Source organism: Halomonas sp. OfavH-34-E (assembly GCF_024124525.1).
Taxonomy (GTDB): Bacteria; Pseudomonadota; Gammaproteobacteria; order Pseudomonadales; family Halomonadaceae; genus Halomonas; species Halomonas litopenaei.
Genome location: NZ_JAMXRY010000057.1, coordinates 1 through 17,499, shown reverse-complemented (window position 1 = coordinate 17,499; position 17,499 = coordinate 1). Strand labels below are relative to the sequence as shown.

19 protein-coding genes are annotated in these 17,499 nt (G+C 66.2%); 16 read left to right on the top strand and 3 right to left on the bottom strand.

Annotated elements, in window-relative coordinates; translation table 11 throughout:
* The first annotated feature begins 24 nt into the window (after positions 1-24).
* The gene (locus NH448_RS19675; protein ID WP_253029274.1) at positions 25-1,842 is read left to right on the top strand and encodes an EAL domain-containing protein; all 1,818 of its coding nucleotides are present in this window, start codon (positions 25-27) and stop codon (positions 1,840-1,842) included.
* A gap of 124 nt (positions 1,843-1,966) precedes the next feature.
* Here NH448_RS19675 and NH448_RS19670 read toward each other — a convergent pair whose 3' ends face one another.
* The 3 genes from NH448_RS19670 to flgA all read right to left on the bottom strand — a co-directional run bounded on the left by NH448_RS19670 (position 1,967) and on the right by flgA (position 3,821).
* A complete protein-coding gene (locus NH448_RS19670) occupies positions 1,967-2,416 on the bottom strand; it encodes a flagellar protein FlgN (RefSeq protein ID WP_045994752.1) in 450 nt (149 codons plus the stop codon).
* A complete protein-coding gene (gene flgM, locus NH448_RS19665; protein WP_253029273.1) occupies positions 2,413-2,718 on the bottom strand; it encodes a flagellar biosynthesis anti-sigma factor FlgM in 306 nt (101 codons plus the stop codon). The genes NH448_RS19670 and flgM overlap by 4 nt, the downstream gene beginning before the upstream one ends.
* A gap of 329 nt (positions 2,719-3,047) precedes the next feature.
* Positions 3,048-3,821: a flagellar basal body P-ring formation chaperone FlgA gene (gene flgA, locus NH448_RS19660; protein ID WP_185696441.1), complete on the bottom strand. Its 774-nt coding sequence runs from the start codon at positions 3,819-3,821 to the stop codon at positions 3,048-3,050.
* 252 nt (positions 3,822-4,073) lie between these two features.
* Between flgA and flgB the strand changes: the two genes are divergently transcribed.
* The 15 genes from flgB to NH448_RS19585 all read left to right on the top strand — a co-directional run.
* Positions 4,074-4,490 (top strand): flagellar basal body rod protein FlgB, encoded by a 417-nt coding sequence (gene flgB, locus NH448_RS19655; RefSeq protein ID WP_108132049.1) that lies wholly within the window; start codon positions 4,074-4,076, stop codon positions 4,488-4,490.
* A gap of 39 nt (positions 4,491-4,529) precedes the next feature.
* Positions 4,530-4,934: a flagellar basal body rod protein FlgC gene (flgC, locus tag NH448_RS19650; protein ID WP_045992584.1), complete on the top strand. Its 405-nt coding sequence runs from the start codon at positions 4,530-4,532 to the stop codon at positions 4,932-4,934.
* A gap of 4 nt (positions 4,935-4,938) precedes the next feature.
* Positions 4,939-5,634 (top strand): flagellar hook assembly protein FlgD, encoded by a 696-nt coding sequence (gene flgD / locus NH448_RS19645; RefSeq protein ID WP_045992585.1) that lies wholly within the window; start codon positions 4,939-4,941, stop codon positions 5,632-5,634.
* A 56-nt stretch (positions 5,635-5,690) separates the two neighbouring features.
* Positions 5,691-6,947: a flagellar hook protein FlgE gene (gene flgE, locus NH448_RS19640; RefSeq protein ID WP_108132051.1), complete on the top strand. Its 1,257-nt coding sequence runs from the start codon at positions 5,691-5,693 to the stop codon at positions 6,945-6,947.
* A gap of 59 nt (positions 6,948-7,006) precedes the next feature.
* Positions 7,007-7,762 carry a flagellar basal-body rod protein FlgF gene (flgF, locus tag NH448_RS19635; protein ID WP_045992587.1) on the top strand — a complete coding sequence of 252 codons (756 nt, stop codon included), beginning with the start codon at positions 7,007-7,009 and terminating at the stop codon, positions 7,760-7,762.
* Between the two features lie 73 nt (positions 7,763-7,835).
* On the top strand, positions 7,836-8,618 hold the full coding sequence (flgG, locus tag NH448_RS19630; protein ID WP_045992588.1) for a flagellar basal-body rod protein FlgG: 783 nt from the start codon (positions 7,836-7,838) through the stop codon (positions 8,616-8,618).
* Between the two features lie 96 nt (positions 8,619-8,714).
* Positions 8,715-9,437 carry a flagellar basal body L-ring protein FlgH gene (locus NH448_RS19625; protein ID WP_124804608.1) on the top strand — a complete coding sequence of 241 codons (723 nt, stop codon included), beginning with the start codon at positions 8,715-8,717 and terminating at the stop codon, positions 9,435-9,437.
* 58 nt (positions 9,438-9,495) lie between these two features.
* A complete protein-coding gene (locus tag NH448_RS19620; protein WP_274601887.1) occupies positions 9,496-10,587 on the top strand; it encodes a flagellar basal body P-ring protein FlgI in 1,092 nt (363 codons plus the stop codon).
* A gap of 158 nt (positions 10,588-10,745) precedes the next feature.
* Positions 10,746-11,846, top strand: a complete 1,101-nt coding sequence (gene flgJ, locus NH448_RS19615) for a flagellar assembly peptidoglycan hydrolase FlgJ (RefSeq protein ID WP_239452540.1) — start codon at positions 10,746-10,748, stop codon at positions 11,844-11,846.
* Positions 11,847-12,083: 237 nt separating this feature from the next.
* Positions 12,084-13,727: a flagellar hook-associated protein FlgK gene (gene flgK, locus NH448_RS19610; RefSeq protein WP_045994290.1), complete on the top strand. Its 1,644-nt coding sequence runs from the start codon at positions 12,084-12,086 to the stop codon at positions 13,725-13,727.
* Between the two features lie 12 nt (positions 13,728-13,739).
* Positions 13,740-14,972 carry a flagellar hook-associated protein FlgL gene (flgL, locus tag NH448_RS19605; protein ID WP_045994291.1) on the top strand — a complete coding sequence of 411 codons (1,233 nt, stop codon included), beginning with the start codon at positions 13,740-13,742 and terminating at the stop codon, positions 14,970-14,972.
* Between the two features lie 196 nt (positions 14,973-15,168).
* Positions 15,169-15,531, top strand: coding sequence for a metalloregulator ArsR/SmtB family transcription factor (locus NH448_RS19600; protein WP_045994292.1), 363 nt, complete (start codon positions 15,169-15,171; stop codon positions 15,529-15,531).
* Between the two features lie 61 nt (positions 15,532-15,592).
* Entirely contained in the window at positions 15,593-16,018 is a 426-nt protein-coding gene (gene arsC, locus NH448_RS19595) for an arsenate reductase (glutaredoxin) (protein ID WP_045994293.1), read from the top strand.
* A complete protein-coding gene (gene arsH / locus NH448_RS19590) occupies positions 16,015-16,743 on the top strand; it encodes an arsenical resistance protein ArsH (RefSeq protein ID WP_045994294.1) in 729 nt (242 codons plus the stop codon). Before arsC ends, arsH begins: the two co-directional genes overlap by 4 nt.
* A gap of 13 nt (positions 16,744-16,756) precedes the next feature.
* A partial coding sequence (locus NH448_RS19585) for an ArsB/NhaD family transporter (protein WP_253029272.1) occupies positions 16,757-17,499 on the top strand: 743 nt, incomplete at its 3' end.

Here is a 17,499-nt window from a genome sequence, read left to right as displayed (position 1 = left end):
ATGGCTAAGGATCGATCAGCGGGCTTGGGCCCGACGACGCTGTTGCAGGCGGCTTCCGCCGGCAAGGTCGCCCGGCATCCATCGGTGGTGGCGGGGCTGGTGCTTGACCGCGCCCCGGTGGGGCTGGCGCTGATCGATGCCAACGACCGCCTTTTATGGGCCAACACTGCGCTGACGGAGTTGGCCTGTCCCACCGGTGGCGAGCTGCAGGGCCGCAACCTCAACGAGCTGTTTCGCCCCTTCGTCAATCTGCTGGGGGAGCGGGGCAGCTACCATACCCTGTCACCCGGCGAGGACTGGCAGCAGGCCTGGCTTGCGGTGGATGACAGCGCCAGCGCCCGGCTGGGGCTGATGTCCTGCGTGGCCTTCGACCGAGGCGCCGATGCGTCTCTGGACAGCGGCACCGATCCGCTGATGTGGCTGGTCACCTTCGTCGATCTCGACGCCGACGCCGACGCGGTACTGGATCGCCGCCATGCCGATATCGGCAACGTGGCCAGTACCTGGATCTTCGAGGACCGCCTGTCCCACGCCTTCGATCGCGCCGACCGTCTTGGTCAGCGCCTCGGCGTGATGCTGGTCGAGCTGCACGGCCTGTCGCGCATCCTGGTGGACCATGGTGGCGAGATGGCGTCGCGGGTGTCGCGCCGGGCCGGACGCCGACTGGTCAACGTGCTGCGCCGGGAAGACAGCGTGGTGCAGATCGATCGCGAACGCTGGGGGGTGCTGCTCGAGCATCCGGTCACGCCGGAGACCATGCAACTGGTGGCCGACCGCTGCCTCGAAGCGCTGGAACCCCCCTTTACCCTGCCCGGCTATCAGCCCGCCTTGATCGAGCCGCGCATCGGCATCGTCCTGTGTCCGGAAGACGGCGAGGAAACCGGCGAGCTGCTGGCCCACGCCGAAAAGGCGCTGGAAGAGGCCGTGCCCGGAGGTTTCGCCTTCTACGACGGCAGCCTGCAGCGTCTGATGGAGCGCCAGCAGCGCTTCCGTCACGAGCTGCAGGAAGCGCTGATGTTCCCCGATCAGCAGTTCTTCCTGGTGTATCAGCCCCAGTTCGATCTGCTCACCCGGCGCTGCTGCGGGCTCGAGGCGCTGGTGCGCTGGCGCCATCCCCAGCGTGGCGAGGTGGCGCCGGCAGAATTTGTCGCGCTCGCTGCCGATATGCAGCTGGTCGACCGGCTAGATCGCTGGGTGCTAAAGGAAGTCGTGGCCCAGCGCCGGCGCTGGCGCGAGGCCGGCTCCGAGCTGGGTGACTGGGATATCTCGGTGAACATTCACCACCGCCTGCTGGATCAGGCCGGCTTCGATGGCCGCGCCCTGGATCTCTACCTGCGCCAGCTATGCGAGTCTGGCGCGAAGGGGGAGGCGGGTGCCCAGGAAGAGGCGGGCGGCCACTATCGCCACGAGTGCCTCGACTGGTTGTGCCTGGAGGTGGATGGCGCGGGGTTGTTCGAGGTGGGCCACCGCCAGTCCCACCTGTTAAGGCGTATCGTCGCTTTGGGCGTGCGGCTCGGCGTCGATGGGCTGGGCCGCTCCCCGGTGGATCTGTTCGGCATGGCCTCGCTGCCGGTGACCCTGGGCAAGCTGGGGCCGGAGACCCTCAAGACCCTGGCCGATCCCTCCACCAGCATGCGCCAGAGCGTGGCGGCGCTGATGCGCTGCCTCGAGGCGCTGGAGTTCGTCGCGGTGGCGGTCGGGGTCGAGACCGCCGAACAGCTCGATACCATCAAGGCGCTGGGGCTTGTCCGGATTCAGGGACGTCTTGTCGGTGCGCCGCTGGAAAGCGAGGCCCTGGTGGGCTGGGCGGCCTCCGGCGCGCATCCCGCGATAGCGATCTGAGCCAGGCATTGATGCCGCCAAGGTGGCAGGGTCGGGCAGGTGTTTCCGAGAGGAGGCGTCAGGCCCGATGTCGAGAGTCCAAGCTGAGAGCCCAAGCTGCGAGCCAAGACCTTGAACCAGGAAATCAGGCCGAGACGTTGAGCCGAGAGGGTTGCAGCCGGGTGCGGCCGTCGGGCTGGTAGACGCTGGCGTTGGCGATGCGGTGGATCTGGTCGAGCATGCGCTGGTTGTGCTCCATGCGCAGGGCCAGCAGTTCGCCACAGCGTAGATTGGCGCGGGAGACTTCCCTGGCGAGTGCCATGGTGGCCTGCCAGGCGGCTTCGCAGCCGGCGTCACGGGCGGCTTGCAGGGTGCCCTCGCGGTCGTCGGGGTAGCCCAGTCGGCACTGCACCTGATGGCGGCGCGCCTCCGTCTCGGCAAGCCTTTGCTGGATCTCGGACTTCTGGCCGGCGAGCGCCACCAGCGCCTCGCTGTCGACCTGGCCCTGGACCAGGCACTCCTGTTCCTCGCCCAGCAGGGCCAGCAGCTCGGCGAGTCGCTCACGCTGCTGGTCGAGCAGTCGGGCAAGACTCACGACTGCGAGCCCTCTGAGCCATCGCCGAGCATGTCGCGGACGCTGTCGATCAGGCCGTCGGCGATGCGTTCGGGATGGATTTCCAGGCGTCCCTCGCGGATGGCGTCACGAATCTGTTCGACCCGGGCGCTGTCGATGTCCTGGCTGGTGTCCGCCGCCGGGCGGCTCAGGTGGGCCTGGGCACCGGCTTCGACACCGGCGCCAGCGGCTTTTTGTGTCTCGCTTTGCTGGAGCTTGTCGCTCTGCTGCGGCCCCTCGCTTTGGGCGGGGCGGGTCAGAGGATGTTGCGAATCGATCTTCACGGGCAAGGCCTCACGAGAATGGCGATGGGACCAGGCGCTGGCTGTCGCCGTTGATCCGAATGTCTGCGTCTATGTACATCATCGGCCGCAAGAACAAGAACTTTAGGTCTGGCGCACCAGCCAAATTTTTAACACCGTATTGCCGAGCGCAGCCGCTTCGTGGACATGTCCTGAGCGTTTTACGAAAAGTCGCCGAGCGAAGGTTAGACAAGGCAAAAATCGGAGAGACAGCGCAGTTTACTAGCAGTAAATGAGTATGTTGACCGGGCTGGCGCACCAGCCGGTTTTTAACGCCGTATTACCGAGCGCAGGCACTTTTCATCAACGTCCTAGTAGGTTACCGCCAGCCGGCCGTGTTCGACCACCCGGGCGTCGAGGATCTGGCGCCGATCCACCCTTACCCGCACGACATCGCCGAGGCCGCCGGCCTCCAGCGCCTCGCCCTGGCGGCTGATGCGAAAGCCCCGGCCACTGGCTTCCACCGCGACCTGCTCGCCGCGTCGCACCAGCTTGGGTGATGTCAGCTGATGGGCCGACAGCGCCTGACCCTGGCGAATCCCGCGTCGTGCGATCTGACCGATGGCCGCCTGTGGATCGGTCAGCGCCTGGGACGGCAGACGGCTTACGTCGAAGCGCTCGCTGGTCAGCATGTCCGCGCTCAGGCGCTCGCCGGGGGCGATGTCCCGCGCCGCCACCAGTCGCTCGCCCAGCCGGGTGATTTCTGCCTGCAGATAGCGGCTGCGATGGCGCTCTCCCTCGCAGCGAAGCCCCACCGAGACGCGTCCGGCCAGCCGACTCCCCGCCCGGGGCAGGAAGGGCTCGGGCTGGCGGCAGTCGGCCAGGCTCGCCGCCGGCGGGAATACCTGGATCTCCAGATCGCCCGGACGGGCGCCGTCGGCCAGGGCCTGCTCGAACAGAAAGCTCTCCACCCGTGTCAGCGCTTCGCCGGTGCCCGCATCGACACCGCCGTCATCGACCGCCTGGCCGCTGGCCTGGGCGACGCTGGCGGCAAAGCCTGAGCTTACACACAGCACCAGCGCCGCCCGGGCGATGACCCAGGACAGGGAAGCAGTGGCTTGTACAAGAGATGAGGATCGAGACATCGGGATACCGGTGGTCGGTGCGATCTTTAGCGCCCGGGGCCGTTTGAAGGGCACTTTCCTGGCCATTCAAGGGCGCTTGCCTGGCCATTCAAGGGCCATGGCACACCAGTGTAGAGAAGCCGGCATCGACGCATGGTCTGAAATGGGCGTGGTAATGGGGGCTGTTCACGGCTTTGTGCAGACAGGGGGCTGGGTATTCTTCATCGTCGAACCCCTTGTCTCTTTGTTCCCTTGCTTACGGAGCGCACCGGGATGATCGATCAGCTCGAGGCCTCGCTCGCTTTTCACCAGCAGGCCCTGTCGCTTAGACAGGAACGCCAGAAGGTCCTGGCCAGCAATATCGCCAATGCCGATACCCCCGGCTACAAGGCACGCGACATGGACTTTTCCCAGGCCCTGGAAGCCGCGACCAAGGGGGCGAATCAGCCCGGTCTGGCCCTGGCGCGGACGTCCAGTCACCACCTGTCGGGTCATGGCCAGGCCATGTCGCTTGGCGGCAGCGAGCTCAAGTACCGCGTGCCGGAGCAGGCCAGCCTCGACGGCAACACCGTGGACATGGACCGCGAGCGGGCCGCCTTCACCGACAACTCGGTGCGTTACCAGGCCGCGCTGACGATCCTCAACAGTCGCATCCAGGGCCTCAAGCAGGCCATGCAGCCCGAGCAGTAAGCCCGGTCCATCTCAGTTTCCAAGCAGGGAGAGCGCCCCATGTCGATGTTTTCGATCTTCGATATCTCCGCCTCGGCGATGTCCGCCCAGGCCCAGCGCATGAACGTCACCGCCAGCAATATGGCCAACGCCGACAGCGTGGCCGGCCCCGACGGCGAGGCCTACCGCGCCCGCCAGGCGGTGTTCGAGTCCCGCGCCGCCAGCGATGGCATCGGCGGCGTCGGTGTGCGTGAGGTGGTCGAGGACCCCTCGCCGCTGCGCCAGGAGTATCGCCCCGAGCACCCGCTGGCCGATGACGCCGGCTACGTGGCGATGCCCAACGTCGACCCGGTGGGCGAGATGGTCAACATGATCTCCGCCTCCCGCTCCTATCAAGCCAACGTCGAGGTCATGAACACCAGCAAGCAGCTGATGCTCAAGACCCTGACCCTGGGCGAGGGCTGATCCCATGGCCAACACCATCGATGCAAGCGTTTACCAATCGGTCAACGCCGCCACCGCTCAGGCCAGCTCCAAGCAGGCGTCCGACGAGCTCGGCGACAACTTCATGACCATGCTGGTGACCCAGCTTCAGAACCAGGATCCGCTCAACCCCATGGACAACAGCGAGATGACCTCGCAGCTGGCCCAGATCAACACCGTGTCCGGCATCGAGTCTCTCAACGAGACCATGTCGTCGATCACCGGCCAGATCAACGCCGGCCAGGCGCTGCAGGCCACCGGGCTGATCGGCAAGGGCGTGCTGGTGCCGGGGGATCGCATCGTCATGGCCCACAACGATGAAGGCGCGCCGGTCTCCACGCCCTTTGGCGTCGAGCTGGAAAGCCCCGCCGCGGAGGTCAAGGTGACCATCACCAACGAGTCCGGTGAGGTCATCAACAGCTACAACCTGGGCCCGGCCTCCGCCGGGACCGAGTCGTTCCAGTGGGACGGCATGACAGGTGAAGGCGTGGCGGCCCCCGAAGGTGCCTATCACGTCAGCATCGAGGCCACCGGTGTCGAGGGCGAGGAGCTTGCGGTGACCGCGCTCAACTACGCCCAGGTCGGCGGGGTGTCCCCGGCGGATGACAGCGGCCAGGTGCAACTCGATCTGGGTGCCGTCTACGGGCAGGTGGCGCTGAGCGATATCCGCCAGATTCTGTAGCGAACGCAGGATGACCGTCGGGTCATCGACGCAGGGAAACGTATAAGGAGAGTGACATGGGTTTTTCACAAGCGCTGAGTGGTCTGAACGCCGCCGCCGACAGCCTGGACGTGCTGGGCAACAATATCGCCAACTCCCAGACCGTGGGCTACAAGAGCGGTAGTGCGCAGTTCGCCGACGTCTTCGCCAACTCCCAGATCGGCCTGGGTACCAAGGTCTCCACCGTGCTGCAGGACTTCAGCGGCGGCAACCTGGAGTCCACCAACCGACCGCTGGACCTGGGCATCAGCGGCGACGGCTTCTTCCGCATGGAGCAGAACGGCCAGGTGGTGTACAGCCGCAACGGCCAGCTGACCATGACCCCGGACGGCTACCTGCAGAACGCCCAGGGCGCGCGCATCATGGGTTACGGCGTCAACGCCGCCGGTGCGGTCCAGGTGGGCGGCCAGCCAGAGGTGCTGCAGATCGAGGCCGACGAGATGCCGGCCAGCGCCACCACCGAGGTGTCCACCACCTTCAACCTAGACTCGCGCAAGGTTGTCGGCGAAGACCTCAACAGCGTCACCCTGGCGGGCTCCGACGGCTCCGCCAGCGTCCCGGTCGACTACCACTACTCCAACAACTTCACCGCCTACGACTCGCTGGGTAACCCGCGCAATGTCACCGTCTACTACCAGAAGACGGACGCGAAGACATGGACCGGCACCATGGCAATGGATGGCAAGGTGTTGATGGACGAGACCGCGACACCTGTCGCAGCGCAGACCCTCTCCATGGAGTTTGACACCAATGGTCAACTGGTCACCCCTGCTGATGGCAAGTTTCCGGTCACCTTTGCCTCGGCCGACTACTTCAATGGCGCTGCCAATGACATGACGCTGGACTTCGATATCTCCGGCTCCACCCAGTTCGGCAATAACGCCAGCACCACCGCACTCAACCAGAACGGCTACACCTCCGGCGCCCTGGTCGGCATCAGCATCGACAGTGACGGCACCGTAGTGCGCAGCTACTCCAACGAGCAGACCCGCCCGGCCGGCCAGATCGCCCTGGCCAGCTTCCGCAACCCCGAGGGCCTGTCACCCGCCGGTGACAACACCTGGGCCGCCACCGACGCCTCCGGCCAGGAGCTGGTCGGTGCCCCGGGTACCGGCCTGCTGGGCGGCATCCAGTCCGGCGCCATCGAGACCTCCAACGTCGACATGGCCAAGGAGTTGGTCAGCATGATCGTCACCCAGCGCGCCTACCAGGCCAATTCGCAGACCATCAAGACCCAGGACGAAGTGCTGCAGACCGCCATCAACCTGCGCTGATGACCACGCCGGCCGCTGCCTCGGGCGGCGGCCTCTCACACCTTCCAGGGGAGTCGTAGATGGATCGCATGCTCTATACCGCCATGAGCGGCGCACGCCAGACCATGGAGCAGCAGTCGGTGGTCAGCCACAACCTGGCCAACGCCTCGACCACGGGCTTTCGCGCCCAGCTTCACGCCATGCGCGCGGTGCCGGTCGAGGGCGAGGCGCGTCTCGACACCCGGGTGTCCACCGCCGCCTCGACCCCGGGAGCGGACTTTTCCCCCGGAGCCATCACCCGTACCGGTCGCACCCTGGACGTGGCCATCGACGGTGACGGCTTCTTCGCGGTGGAAAGCGACGACGGCAGCGAGGCCTATACCCGTCGCGGCGACCTGCAGGTGGACGGCAACGGCCTGCTGACCTCGGTTGGGCGCCCGGTGATCGGCGAGGGCGGACCGATCCAGGTGCCGCTGGAGGCCGAGCTGTTCCTCGGCGCCGACGGCACCATCAGCGCCATCGGCATGGGCCAGGACCCCGACGCCCTGGCCGAGATCGGCCGGCTCAAGCTGGTCGAGCCGCAGCCCGGCGAGCTGACCCGTGGCGGCGACGGTCTGTTTCGCTCCATCGGAGAGAATGGCGAGCCTGCCGCCCTGGCGGCCTCCGACCAGGTACGGGTGGTCAGCGGGGCGCTGGAGGGCAGCAACGTCAATCCGGTGGAGTCCATGGTGGCGATGATCGATGTGGCGCGGCGCTACGAGCTGCAGACCAAGATGATCAGCACCGCCGACGAGAACGCCCAGAAGGCCAACAGCCTGCTGTCGTTGAACGGCTGACCCCTTCAACCGACGGCCAGGGCCGAATTATTGAGCGGTCAGGGGAGCCTCCTGACCGAGGGAGAGAAGAACGATGATCAAGTCGCTGTGGACGGCCAAGACCGGACTCGAATCCCAGCAGGTCCAGCTGGACGTGATTTCCAACAACCTGGCCAACGTCTCGACCAACGGCTTCAAACAGTCCCGGGCGGTGTTCGAGGACCTTCTGTACCAGAACATGCGCCAGCCCGGCGCCCAGAACAACGTCCAGGACCGCCTGCCCTCGGGCATGCAGATCGGTTCCGGCGTGCGTCCGGTGGCCACCGAGCGCCTGCACACCCAGGGTGGGCTCGAGGCCACCGAGAACTCGCGTGATCTGGCGATCAACGGCAAGGGCTTCTTCCAGGTGCTGATGCCCGACGGTACCACCGCCTTCACCCGTGACGGCAGCTTCCAGCTCGACGAGAACGGCCAGATGGTCACCGCCAACGGCTACCCGCTGGAGCCGGCCATCATCATCCCCGACAACGCCCTGTCGGTGGACATCGGCGAGGACGGCGTGGTCTCGGTGACCCAGCCCGGTACCAGCGAGTCCGACGAGGTGGGCCAGATCACCATTTCCACCTTCGTCAACGCCACCGGCCTTCAGTCCATCGGCGGCAACCTGTACCTCGAGACCAGCTCGTCCGGGCCGCGCAACGAACTGATGCCGGGCATGAACGGTGCCGGCCGACTGCTGCAGGGCTATGTGGAGACCTCCAACGTCAACGTGGTGGAGGAGATGGTCAGCATGATCCAGACCCAGCGCGCCTACGAGATCAACTCCAAGGCGGTGCAGACCAGTGATGAGATGCTGGCACGCCTGGCACAACTCTAGGGCTTGTCTGAAAAGTGCCTGCGCTCATCGACCCTTTTCGGATAGCGCCTAGTCACGACTCTGATAATAAATTCTGCGGTGGCACTGGAGACGGCCATGCACCCTGACACGACCTCATCATCTGGCGCGCCACACGGTGGGGCTCATGCTGTTCTGCGCCTGGCGACGCTGACGCTGGCCCTGGTGCTGCTGACGCTTGCCGGCTGCGCCCAGATTCCCCACGCCTCGGTGGTGGGCGAGCAGGAGCAGATCGAGATCCCCGATCGGCCGCTGCCGGTGGCCAATGGTTCGATCTTCCAGAAGGCCCGGGGCTACCAGCCGCTGTTCGAGGATCGTCGTCCGCGCAGCGTCGGCGACATCCTGACCATCGTGCTGGACGAAGAGGTCAGCGCCAGCAAGAACTCCCGCTCCAACGCCGACCGTGACGGCGGCTCCAGCCTGACCTTCTCCCAGGTGCCGGAAGGCCTGGAGGAACTGATGGACTACGGCTTCGAGATCGACGGCGATACAGATTTCGAGGGCGGCGGTGGCTCCGAGGCCAATAACTCCTTTACCGGCACCATTACCGTCTCGGTGATCGAGGTGATGAACAACGGCAACCTCAGGGTGCGCGGCGAGAAGCAGATCGCGATCAACCAGGGCACCGAGTTCATCCGCTTCGGCGGGGTGGTCAATCCGCGTTTCATCACCACCCAGAACACCGTGCCGTCCACGGCGGTGGCCGATGCGCGCATCGAGTACGTGGGCAACGGCTACATCAACGAGGCGCAGCACATGGGCTGGATGCAGCGGTTCTTCCTGAACGTTTCCCCCTTCTAGGCCGAGCATGATGAGAAACCCTGTCTCCCGTCGCCCCACCCTGACCCTCGGCAGCCTGATGCTGGTGTTGCTGATCGCGCTGTCGGCCTTCTCCCACCTGGCTCGCGCCGAGAAGGTCCGCGACCTGGCCAGCTTCGCCGGGGTGCGCGACAACCAGCTGGTGGGCTACGGCCTGGTGGTGGGCCTGGACGGCTCCGGTGACCAGACCATGCAGGCGCCGTTCACCGGCCAGAGCCTCAACAACATGCTGTCCCAGCTCGGCATCACCGTGCCGCCGGGCACCAACATGCAGTTGCGCAACGTGGCGGCGGTGATGGTCACCGCGGACCTTCCTCCGTTCGCCCAGCCCGGCCAGCGCCTCGACGTGGTGGTGTCTTCCATCGGTAATGCCCGCAGCCTGCGCGGCGGTACCCTGTTGATGACGCCATTGAAGGGCGCCGATGGCGACGTCTACGCCCTGGCCCAGGGCAACCTGTTGATCAACGGCGCCGGCGCCGAGTCCGCCGGCTCCAGCGTGCAGATCAGCCACCAGGCGGCCGGGCGCATCGCCGGTGGCGCCATGGTCGAGCAGACGGTGCCGCTGGCGCTGGGCAGCCGTGACGGCGTGCTGGAACTGCAGCTCAACCAGGCCGACTTCGGTACCGCCGAGCGCGTGGTCCGTGCGATCAACGACACCTTCGACTACCCGGTGGCCTCGGCCAGAAACGGCGGGGTCATCGCCCTGAACGGGCCGACCAACGCCAACTCCCGGGTCAACTTCATGGCCCGTGTCGAGAACGTCGACGTCACCCCGATGCCGGCCCGGGCCAAGGTGGTGCTGAATTCGCGCACCGGCTCCATCGTGCTCAACGGCAGCGTGACGCTAAAGCGCGCCGCCGTGGCTCACGGCAACCTGTCCATCGTCATCGACACCGCCTTCGGCGTCAGCCAGCCGGCGCCCTTCAGCCGTGGCGGCGAGACCACGGTGGTACCGGACTCCGATATCACCATCGACGAGGGTCAGGGCACCCTGCAGGTGGTCGAAGGCGCCAATCTGCTCGACGTGGTGGACGCCCTCAACGCCCTCGGCGCGACCCCCAACGACCTGATGTCGATCCTCGAGGCGCTCAAGGCCGCGGGATCGCTCAGAGCCGAGCTGGAGATCATCTGATGGCTATCTCTGATCTTTCATCTGGGCCCATGACAGGGCTGGCTTCGGGGCCCACAACAGGGCTGGCTTCGGGGCCCACAACAGGCCTCTCGGGTTCTGCCCTGTCCGGCGCCAGCCGGGCCACCGGCAGCGTCGGCCAGGCCGGCTTCGCGCTGGACATGCAGGGGCTGGCGCGACTCAAGACCAGCGCCCGCCAGCAGGACCCGGCGGCGGCGGCGGAGGCGGCGCGCCAGTTCGAGGCGATGTTCATCAACATGATGATGAAGAGCATGCGCGACGCCGTGCCGTCTTCTGGCCTGACCGACTCGAAGCAGACCCAGTTCTACCAGACGCTGCTCGACCAGCAGTGGTCCCAGACCATGGCCAGCCGCGGCATCGGCCTGGCCGACCAGCTCATGGCCCAGCTACGTGGCCCCGAGGCCAGCCAGGCCAAGGATGTCGAGGCATTGATCGCGGGGATTCCCCGTGGCACGCCGCGTCCGCTGTCCAACGCCCTGAGAGCGGACGCGCCGGCAGACAGCGAGGTCGAGGCGCCGACCAACTTCCTCGACGAGCTGGGCGCCGTCAGCCAGGGCATGACCACCGCCCAGGCCGAAGAGCGCATCAGCGGACGCGAGGCCCGCGACACCCCGGCCCACGTCCAGGCCTTCCTCGACAAGCTGGCCGCCCCGGCCCAGGCCGCCAGCCGCGCCTCCGGCGTGCCGGCGGAATTGATCCTGGCCCAGGCGGCGCTGGAGACCGGCTGGGGCCGCCACGAGATCGCCACCGCCGACGGCAACAACAGTCACAACCTGTTCGGCATCAAGGCCGGCAGCAGTTGGGACGGCCCCACCACCCGTATTACCACCCATGAGGTGGAAGACGGCCAACGCCAGCGTATTCGCGATGACTTCCGGGTCTACGGCTCCTTCGAGGAAGCCTTCACCGACTACGCCAGGCTGATCAGCAACAACGCCCGCTACGCCGAGGTCACCACCGCGCCGGACGCCGAGGCCGCGGCCCACGCGCTGCAGCGGGGCGGCTACGCCACCGACCCGGCCTACGCCGCCAAGCTGATCGCGGTGATGCACACCTTCGGCCCGATCGATGACGGCGCAGGCGCCACCCGCGTGGCGGCCGGCGAGGCTCGACCCGCGAATGTCGGCGCATCGCCTACCGGTGCCGCCGAGAAGGTGGATGCGGGTGCCACCGCGGGTGAGCGTGGCAGCGACTGGCTGGCCAGGGCGGATATAAGCGCCAACCCCACCCAGGTCTTCTAGGGCTTGTCTGAAAAGTGCCTGCGCTCGGTAATACGGCGTTAAAAATCGGATCAAAATGCTCATTTACACCCCGTAAACTGCGCTTTCTCACCGATTTTTGCCTTGTCTAACCTTCGCTCGTCGACTTTTCGGACAGCGCCTAGTCGCTCGGAAAATTAATGGTTTTTGCGGCACCGAGGCTCTCAAGCCAGCGGCCATTCGGCCGATAAACAGGCTATCGGCGAAAGGAATTCCACCATGAGCATGTTCTCCATCGGCTTGAGCGGCCTGAATGCCGCCCAGAACGCCCTGACCACCACCAGCAACAACATCAGCAACGTCTATACACCGGGCTACAACCGCGAGATCACGGTGCTGGGCGAGGGCAGCGGCGGGACCCAGGGCGTCCAGGTCAACGACATCGAGCGTCAGTTCAACCAGTACGTGGCCGACCAGCTCAATGGTGCGGTGAGCTCTAGCTCGGCGCTGGACGCCTACCAGACCCAGATCAACCAGATCGACAGCCTGCTGGCCGATCAGGACGCCGGTCTGGCACCGCTGATGCAGAACTTCTTCTCGTCGCTGGAAGACCTGGCCTCGGCCCCCTCGGACCCTGCCGCCCGCCAGGGCGTGCTGGGCGCGGCGGACACCCTGAGCGCCCAGTTCCGCGCCTTCGACAGCTACCTGCAGGATATGCAGGACGGCATCAACAGCCAGATCCGTGACGAGATCACCCAGATCAACAACCAGAGCGAGCAGTTGGCCTCGCTCAACCGCGAGATTTCCCTGGCCAAGGCCAAGACCGGCGAGGCCCCCAATGCGCTGCTCAACCAGCGTGACCAGCTGGTCACCGAGATGAGCGAGCGTATCGGGGTGGAGCTGACGGTGCAGGACGGTTCTTCCTATCGGGTCAGCCTGCCCGGCGGACAGCCGCTGGTGGCCGGCACCGAGTCCTACCAGTTGAAGGCGGTGGCCTCGGCCAATGATCCCCAGCGGGTGGTGGTGGGCTACCAGGACCCCGGCGGCGGCCTGCAGCGACTCGACGAGGACAGCCTCCAGGGCGGCTCGCTCGGTGGGCTGATCCAGTTCCGTTCCGAGACCCTGGATCGCACCCAGAACCAGATCGGCCAGCTGGCGGTGTCCATGGCGGTCGCCTTCAATACCCAGCACGCCGAGGGCTACGATCTGGATGGCAAGAGCGGTGGCGACATGTTCGACATCGGCAAACCGCGGGTCTTTGCCAACGACGCCAACAGCGGCGGCGCCACGGTCACCGCGAGCTTCAACATCGACAAGATCGAAGACCTCGAGGCGGCCGACTACGAGGTCAAGGTCAGCGACGCTTCGGCCTCGCCGCCGACCTTCGAGGTCACCCGCAAGGACACCGGCGAGGCGGTGGACGCGAGCTTCGACGCCACCGAGAACACCCTGACCTTTGGCGGCGTGACGCTCGGCATCGATGACCCCAGCGCCCTGGCCGACGGCGATCGCTTCGAGGTGCAGCCGGTGCGCCGCGCCGCGGGTGGCTTCGACACCGCCATCAGTGATCCCGACAAGATCGCCGCCGCCGGGGAAACCGGCGCCAGCGGCGACAACGAGAACGCCCTGGCCCTGCAGGGGCTGCAGGACAAGATGAGCGTGGGCGGCAGCGCCACCCTGAGCCAGGCCTACGCCTCGCTGGTCGGAGACGTGGGTAACCGTACCAACGTGGTGCAGGTCAATCTGGCGGCCCAGCAGGGGCTGACCGAGCAGTTGAGCGCGGTGAAGCTGTCCGAGTCCGGGGTCAACCTGGACGAGGAAGCGGCCAACCTGATCCGCTATCAGCAGTACTACCAGGCCAACGCCAAGGTCATCGACACCGCCACCTCGGTGGTCGACACCATCCTCGGACTGCGCGGCTAAGGAGAGCAGAGCATGCGTATCAGCACCGTCACCATGTACGACCAGAGCGTCAGCTCGCTCAACCGTCAGCAGTCCGAGTTTCTTCACCTGAGTCAGCAGCTCGCCAGCGGCAAGCGGGTGGTCAATCCCTCCGATGACCCCCAGGCGGCGTCCCGGGCGGTGGCGGTCAGCCAGGCCCAGGCGGTGACCCAGCAGTACACCGACGCCCGGGTCAGCGCGCGCAACGCCCTGTCCCAGGAAGAAAGCGTGCTCAACAGCGCAAGCGACGCCCTGGCCAGCGCCAAGGCGCTGGTGATCCAGGCCTCCAACGACACCTTGAGCGATGCCGACCGGCAGTCCATCGCCAGTGAACTGCGCGGCGTCTACGAGACGCTGATCGGTCAGGCCAACGCCACCGACGGCAACGGTCGCTACCTGTTCGGTGGCTACGCCGATGGCGCCGAGCCCTTCACCGACAGCGGCAACGGCATCGAGTACGTGGGCGGTGACAAGGTGCGCGAGCAGCAGGTGGACGCCTCGCGACTTATGTCGGTGGGGGATACCGGCGCCGACATCTTCACCAGCGTGCCCAGCGGCGCGGGCTACGTGGCCGAGCAGGGTGACAACAGCGGCAGTGTGACCTTTGCCGGCCCCGATGTGGTCGACAACAGCGACGCCGGCTACGGCAAGCGTTACCAGGTGGAGTTCGGTGGTACCGACGACGCTCCCACCTACAGCGTCAAGGTCGAACAAGACGATGGCTCCTGGGTCAGCGCCGGAGCGGCCCTGGAAGATCAGCCCTACGACCCTGAAGGCACCAGCGTCGAGGTGGGTGGCCTGCGCCTGGAGCTTGAAGGCGCGCCTGCGACCGGCGACAGCGTGACCTTCGGCCCCGCCGACACCATGAACACCAACGTCTTCACCACCTTCGAGAAGGTGCTGGCGGTGCTGGAAGCCCCCGCCGACACCCCCGCAAAGCAGGCGACGCTGCATAACACCCTGAACGGCGCCATGCGCGAGCTGGACGCCAGTCTCGACAACGTGTTGACCAAGCGGGCCTCGGTCGGCGCGCGGCTCAACGAGCTCGACGTCATCGACTCGGTGAGCGGCAACCGCGAGCTCAACTACGCCCAGACCATGTCGGATCTGGTCGATCTGGACTACAACCAGGCAATCTCCGAGTACAGCATGCGTCAGGTGGGCATGCAGGCCGCCCAGCAGGCCTTTATCGGCATCCGCGACCTGTCGCTGTTCAACTATATGTAGGGTCGATGTAGCGCTGGTATAGCGCGCAGGTAGCACGACTCGACCGTCGTCGTGTGACAGCCCCCTCAACCAAAAAGCGGCGCGTCCTTGCTGGACGTCGCCGCTTTGTCGTTCTTGGCCAGGGTGACGGCAAGCGAGATGCCCTGGATCAAGAAGTACTTGACCCGCACATCAATATGTCCATAATTCCGGACATATGGACAAAGACGATCTGCAACCGACCCTCGACACCTTCGCTGCGCTGTCTCAGCCCACCCGGCTCGCCGCCTTTCGCCTGCTGGTGCGCCACGAGCCCGAAGGCCTGCCTGCCGGCGAGCTGGCCCGCCGCCTGGAGGTGCCCCACAACACCCTGTCGGCCCACCTTGGCGTGCTCAGCCGGGCGGGGCTGGTCAGCCAGCGCCGGGAAAGCCGCTCCATCGTCTATCGGGCGGACCTGGCGCACATGGTGGCCACCCTCGACTTTCTGGTGCGCGACTGCTGCGCCAGCCGGCCGGAGGTGTGCAACCCCCTGGCCGACCTGCTGGGCCCCGCCACCGGTGACGACACCAGGACCCGCTGAGCCACGGTAACCTCGATAGTGACGACAGCCTCGATAGCCAAGAGCGCCTCCCGGAGACCCCATGACGCTGATCTACCACAACCCGGCCTGCGGCACCTCGCGCAACGTGCTGGCCATGCTCGAGGCCTCCGGCGAATCGCCCGAGGTCATCGAATACCTGAAGACGCCGCCCAGCCGTGAGCGCCTGGTCGAGCTGATCGAGGCCATGGGCATCACGCCCAGGGCACTGCTGCGCCAGAAGGGCACGCCCTACGATGAGCTGGGCCTCGGCGATGACAGCCTCGACGACGAGGCCTTGATCGACGCCATGATGGCCCACCCGATCCTGATCAACCGACCCATCGTGGTGACCGCCAGGGGCGCGGCGCTGTGCCGTCCCTCCGAGCGGGTACTGGAGCTGGTCGAGGCGCCGCTGTCGGCCATCGAGGGCGACAGCTTTACCAAGGAAAATGGCGAAACCGTCACGCTGGAGGCAAACCGCACATGACCCCCGATACCCTGCTCAAGGACTTGCCCAACATCGACCCGGAGCTGTGGCGGCCCATCGCCGTGGACGAGCTGGCCCCGCCCAGCGCACCACGCCATGCACCCCGCATCCTGGTGCTGTACGGCTCGCTGCGCGAGCGCTCCTACTCGCGGCTCTTGGCCGAGGAGGCCGGGCGTTTGCTCGCGGCCTTCGGTGCCGAGGTGCGTACCTTCTCGCCCCAGGGGCTGCCGCTGCCCGATGGCGCCGAGGCCGACCACCCCAAGGTCGCCGAGCTGCGCGATCTGGCGAGCTGGGCCGAGGGCATGCTGTGGGTCAGCCCCGAGCGCCACGGTGCGATGACGGCGGTGATGAAGGCCCAGATCGATTGGATCCCGCTGTCGCTCGGTGGGGTACGCCCGACCCAGGGCAAGACCCTGGCGCTGATGCAGGTGTGTGGCGGCAGCCAGAGCTTCAACACGGTGAACCAGATGCGCCAGCTGGGGCGCTGGATGCGCATGCTGACCATCCCCAATCAATCGTCGGTACCCAAGGCCTTCAACGAGTTCAACGAGGCGGGCCGGATGCGCTTGTCCCCGCTGTATCTGCGCGTGGTCGACGTGTGCGAGGAGCTGATGAAGTTCACCTGGCTCAACCGTGGCCGTGACGGTTACCTGACCCAGCGCTACTCCGAGCGGGTCGAAAGCGCCGAGCAGGTGTCTTCGCGGGTCAATCAGGACAGTCTCTGACAGGGAGTTTTCCATGCTGGCATTCGCCATCTTCGTCGTGACCCTGGTGCTGGTGATCTGGCAGCCAAAGGGCCTAGGTATCGGTACCAGCGCCCTGGGGGGCGCTGCGGTGGCCCTGGCCGTCGGGGTGGTGCAATTGCCCGATGTGCTGGTGGTGTGGGACATCGTGTGGGACGCGACCTTCACCTTCGTCGCCCTGATCCTGATCTCCTTGATCCTCGACGAGGCCGGGTTCTTCTCCTGGGCGGCGCTGCATGTGGCGCGCTGGGGCGGTGGCAACGGACGCCGCCTGTTTCCGCTGATCGTGCTGCTGGGGGCGGTGATCGCGGCCTTCTTCGCCAATGACGGGGCTGCGCTGCTGCTGACCCCCATCGTCATGGCGATCCTGCTGCGCCTGAAGTTCTCGCCCCAGTCGTCGCTGGCCTTCATCATCGCCACCGGCTTCGTCGCCGACTCCACCAGCCTGCCGCTGATCATCTCCAACCTGGTCAATATCGTCAGCGCGAACTTCTTCGATATTTCGTTCAACCACTACGCCATGGTGATGGTGCCGGTGGATCTGGTCTCGCTGGGGGCGACCCTGCTGGTGCTGACCTGGATGTTCCGCAGCGATATACCCGAGCAGTACGACGTCGAACGCCTAGAGGCGCCAAGCCACGCCATCCGCGACCCGCTGGTGTTCCGCGCCGCCTTCCCGGTGCTGGCGACGCTGCTGGTGGCGTTCTTCGTCACCGCGCCGCTGGGCGTGCCGGTGGC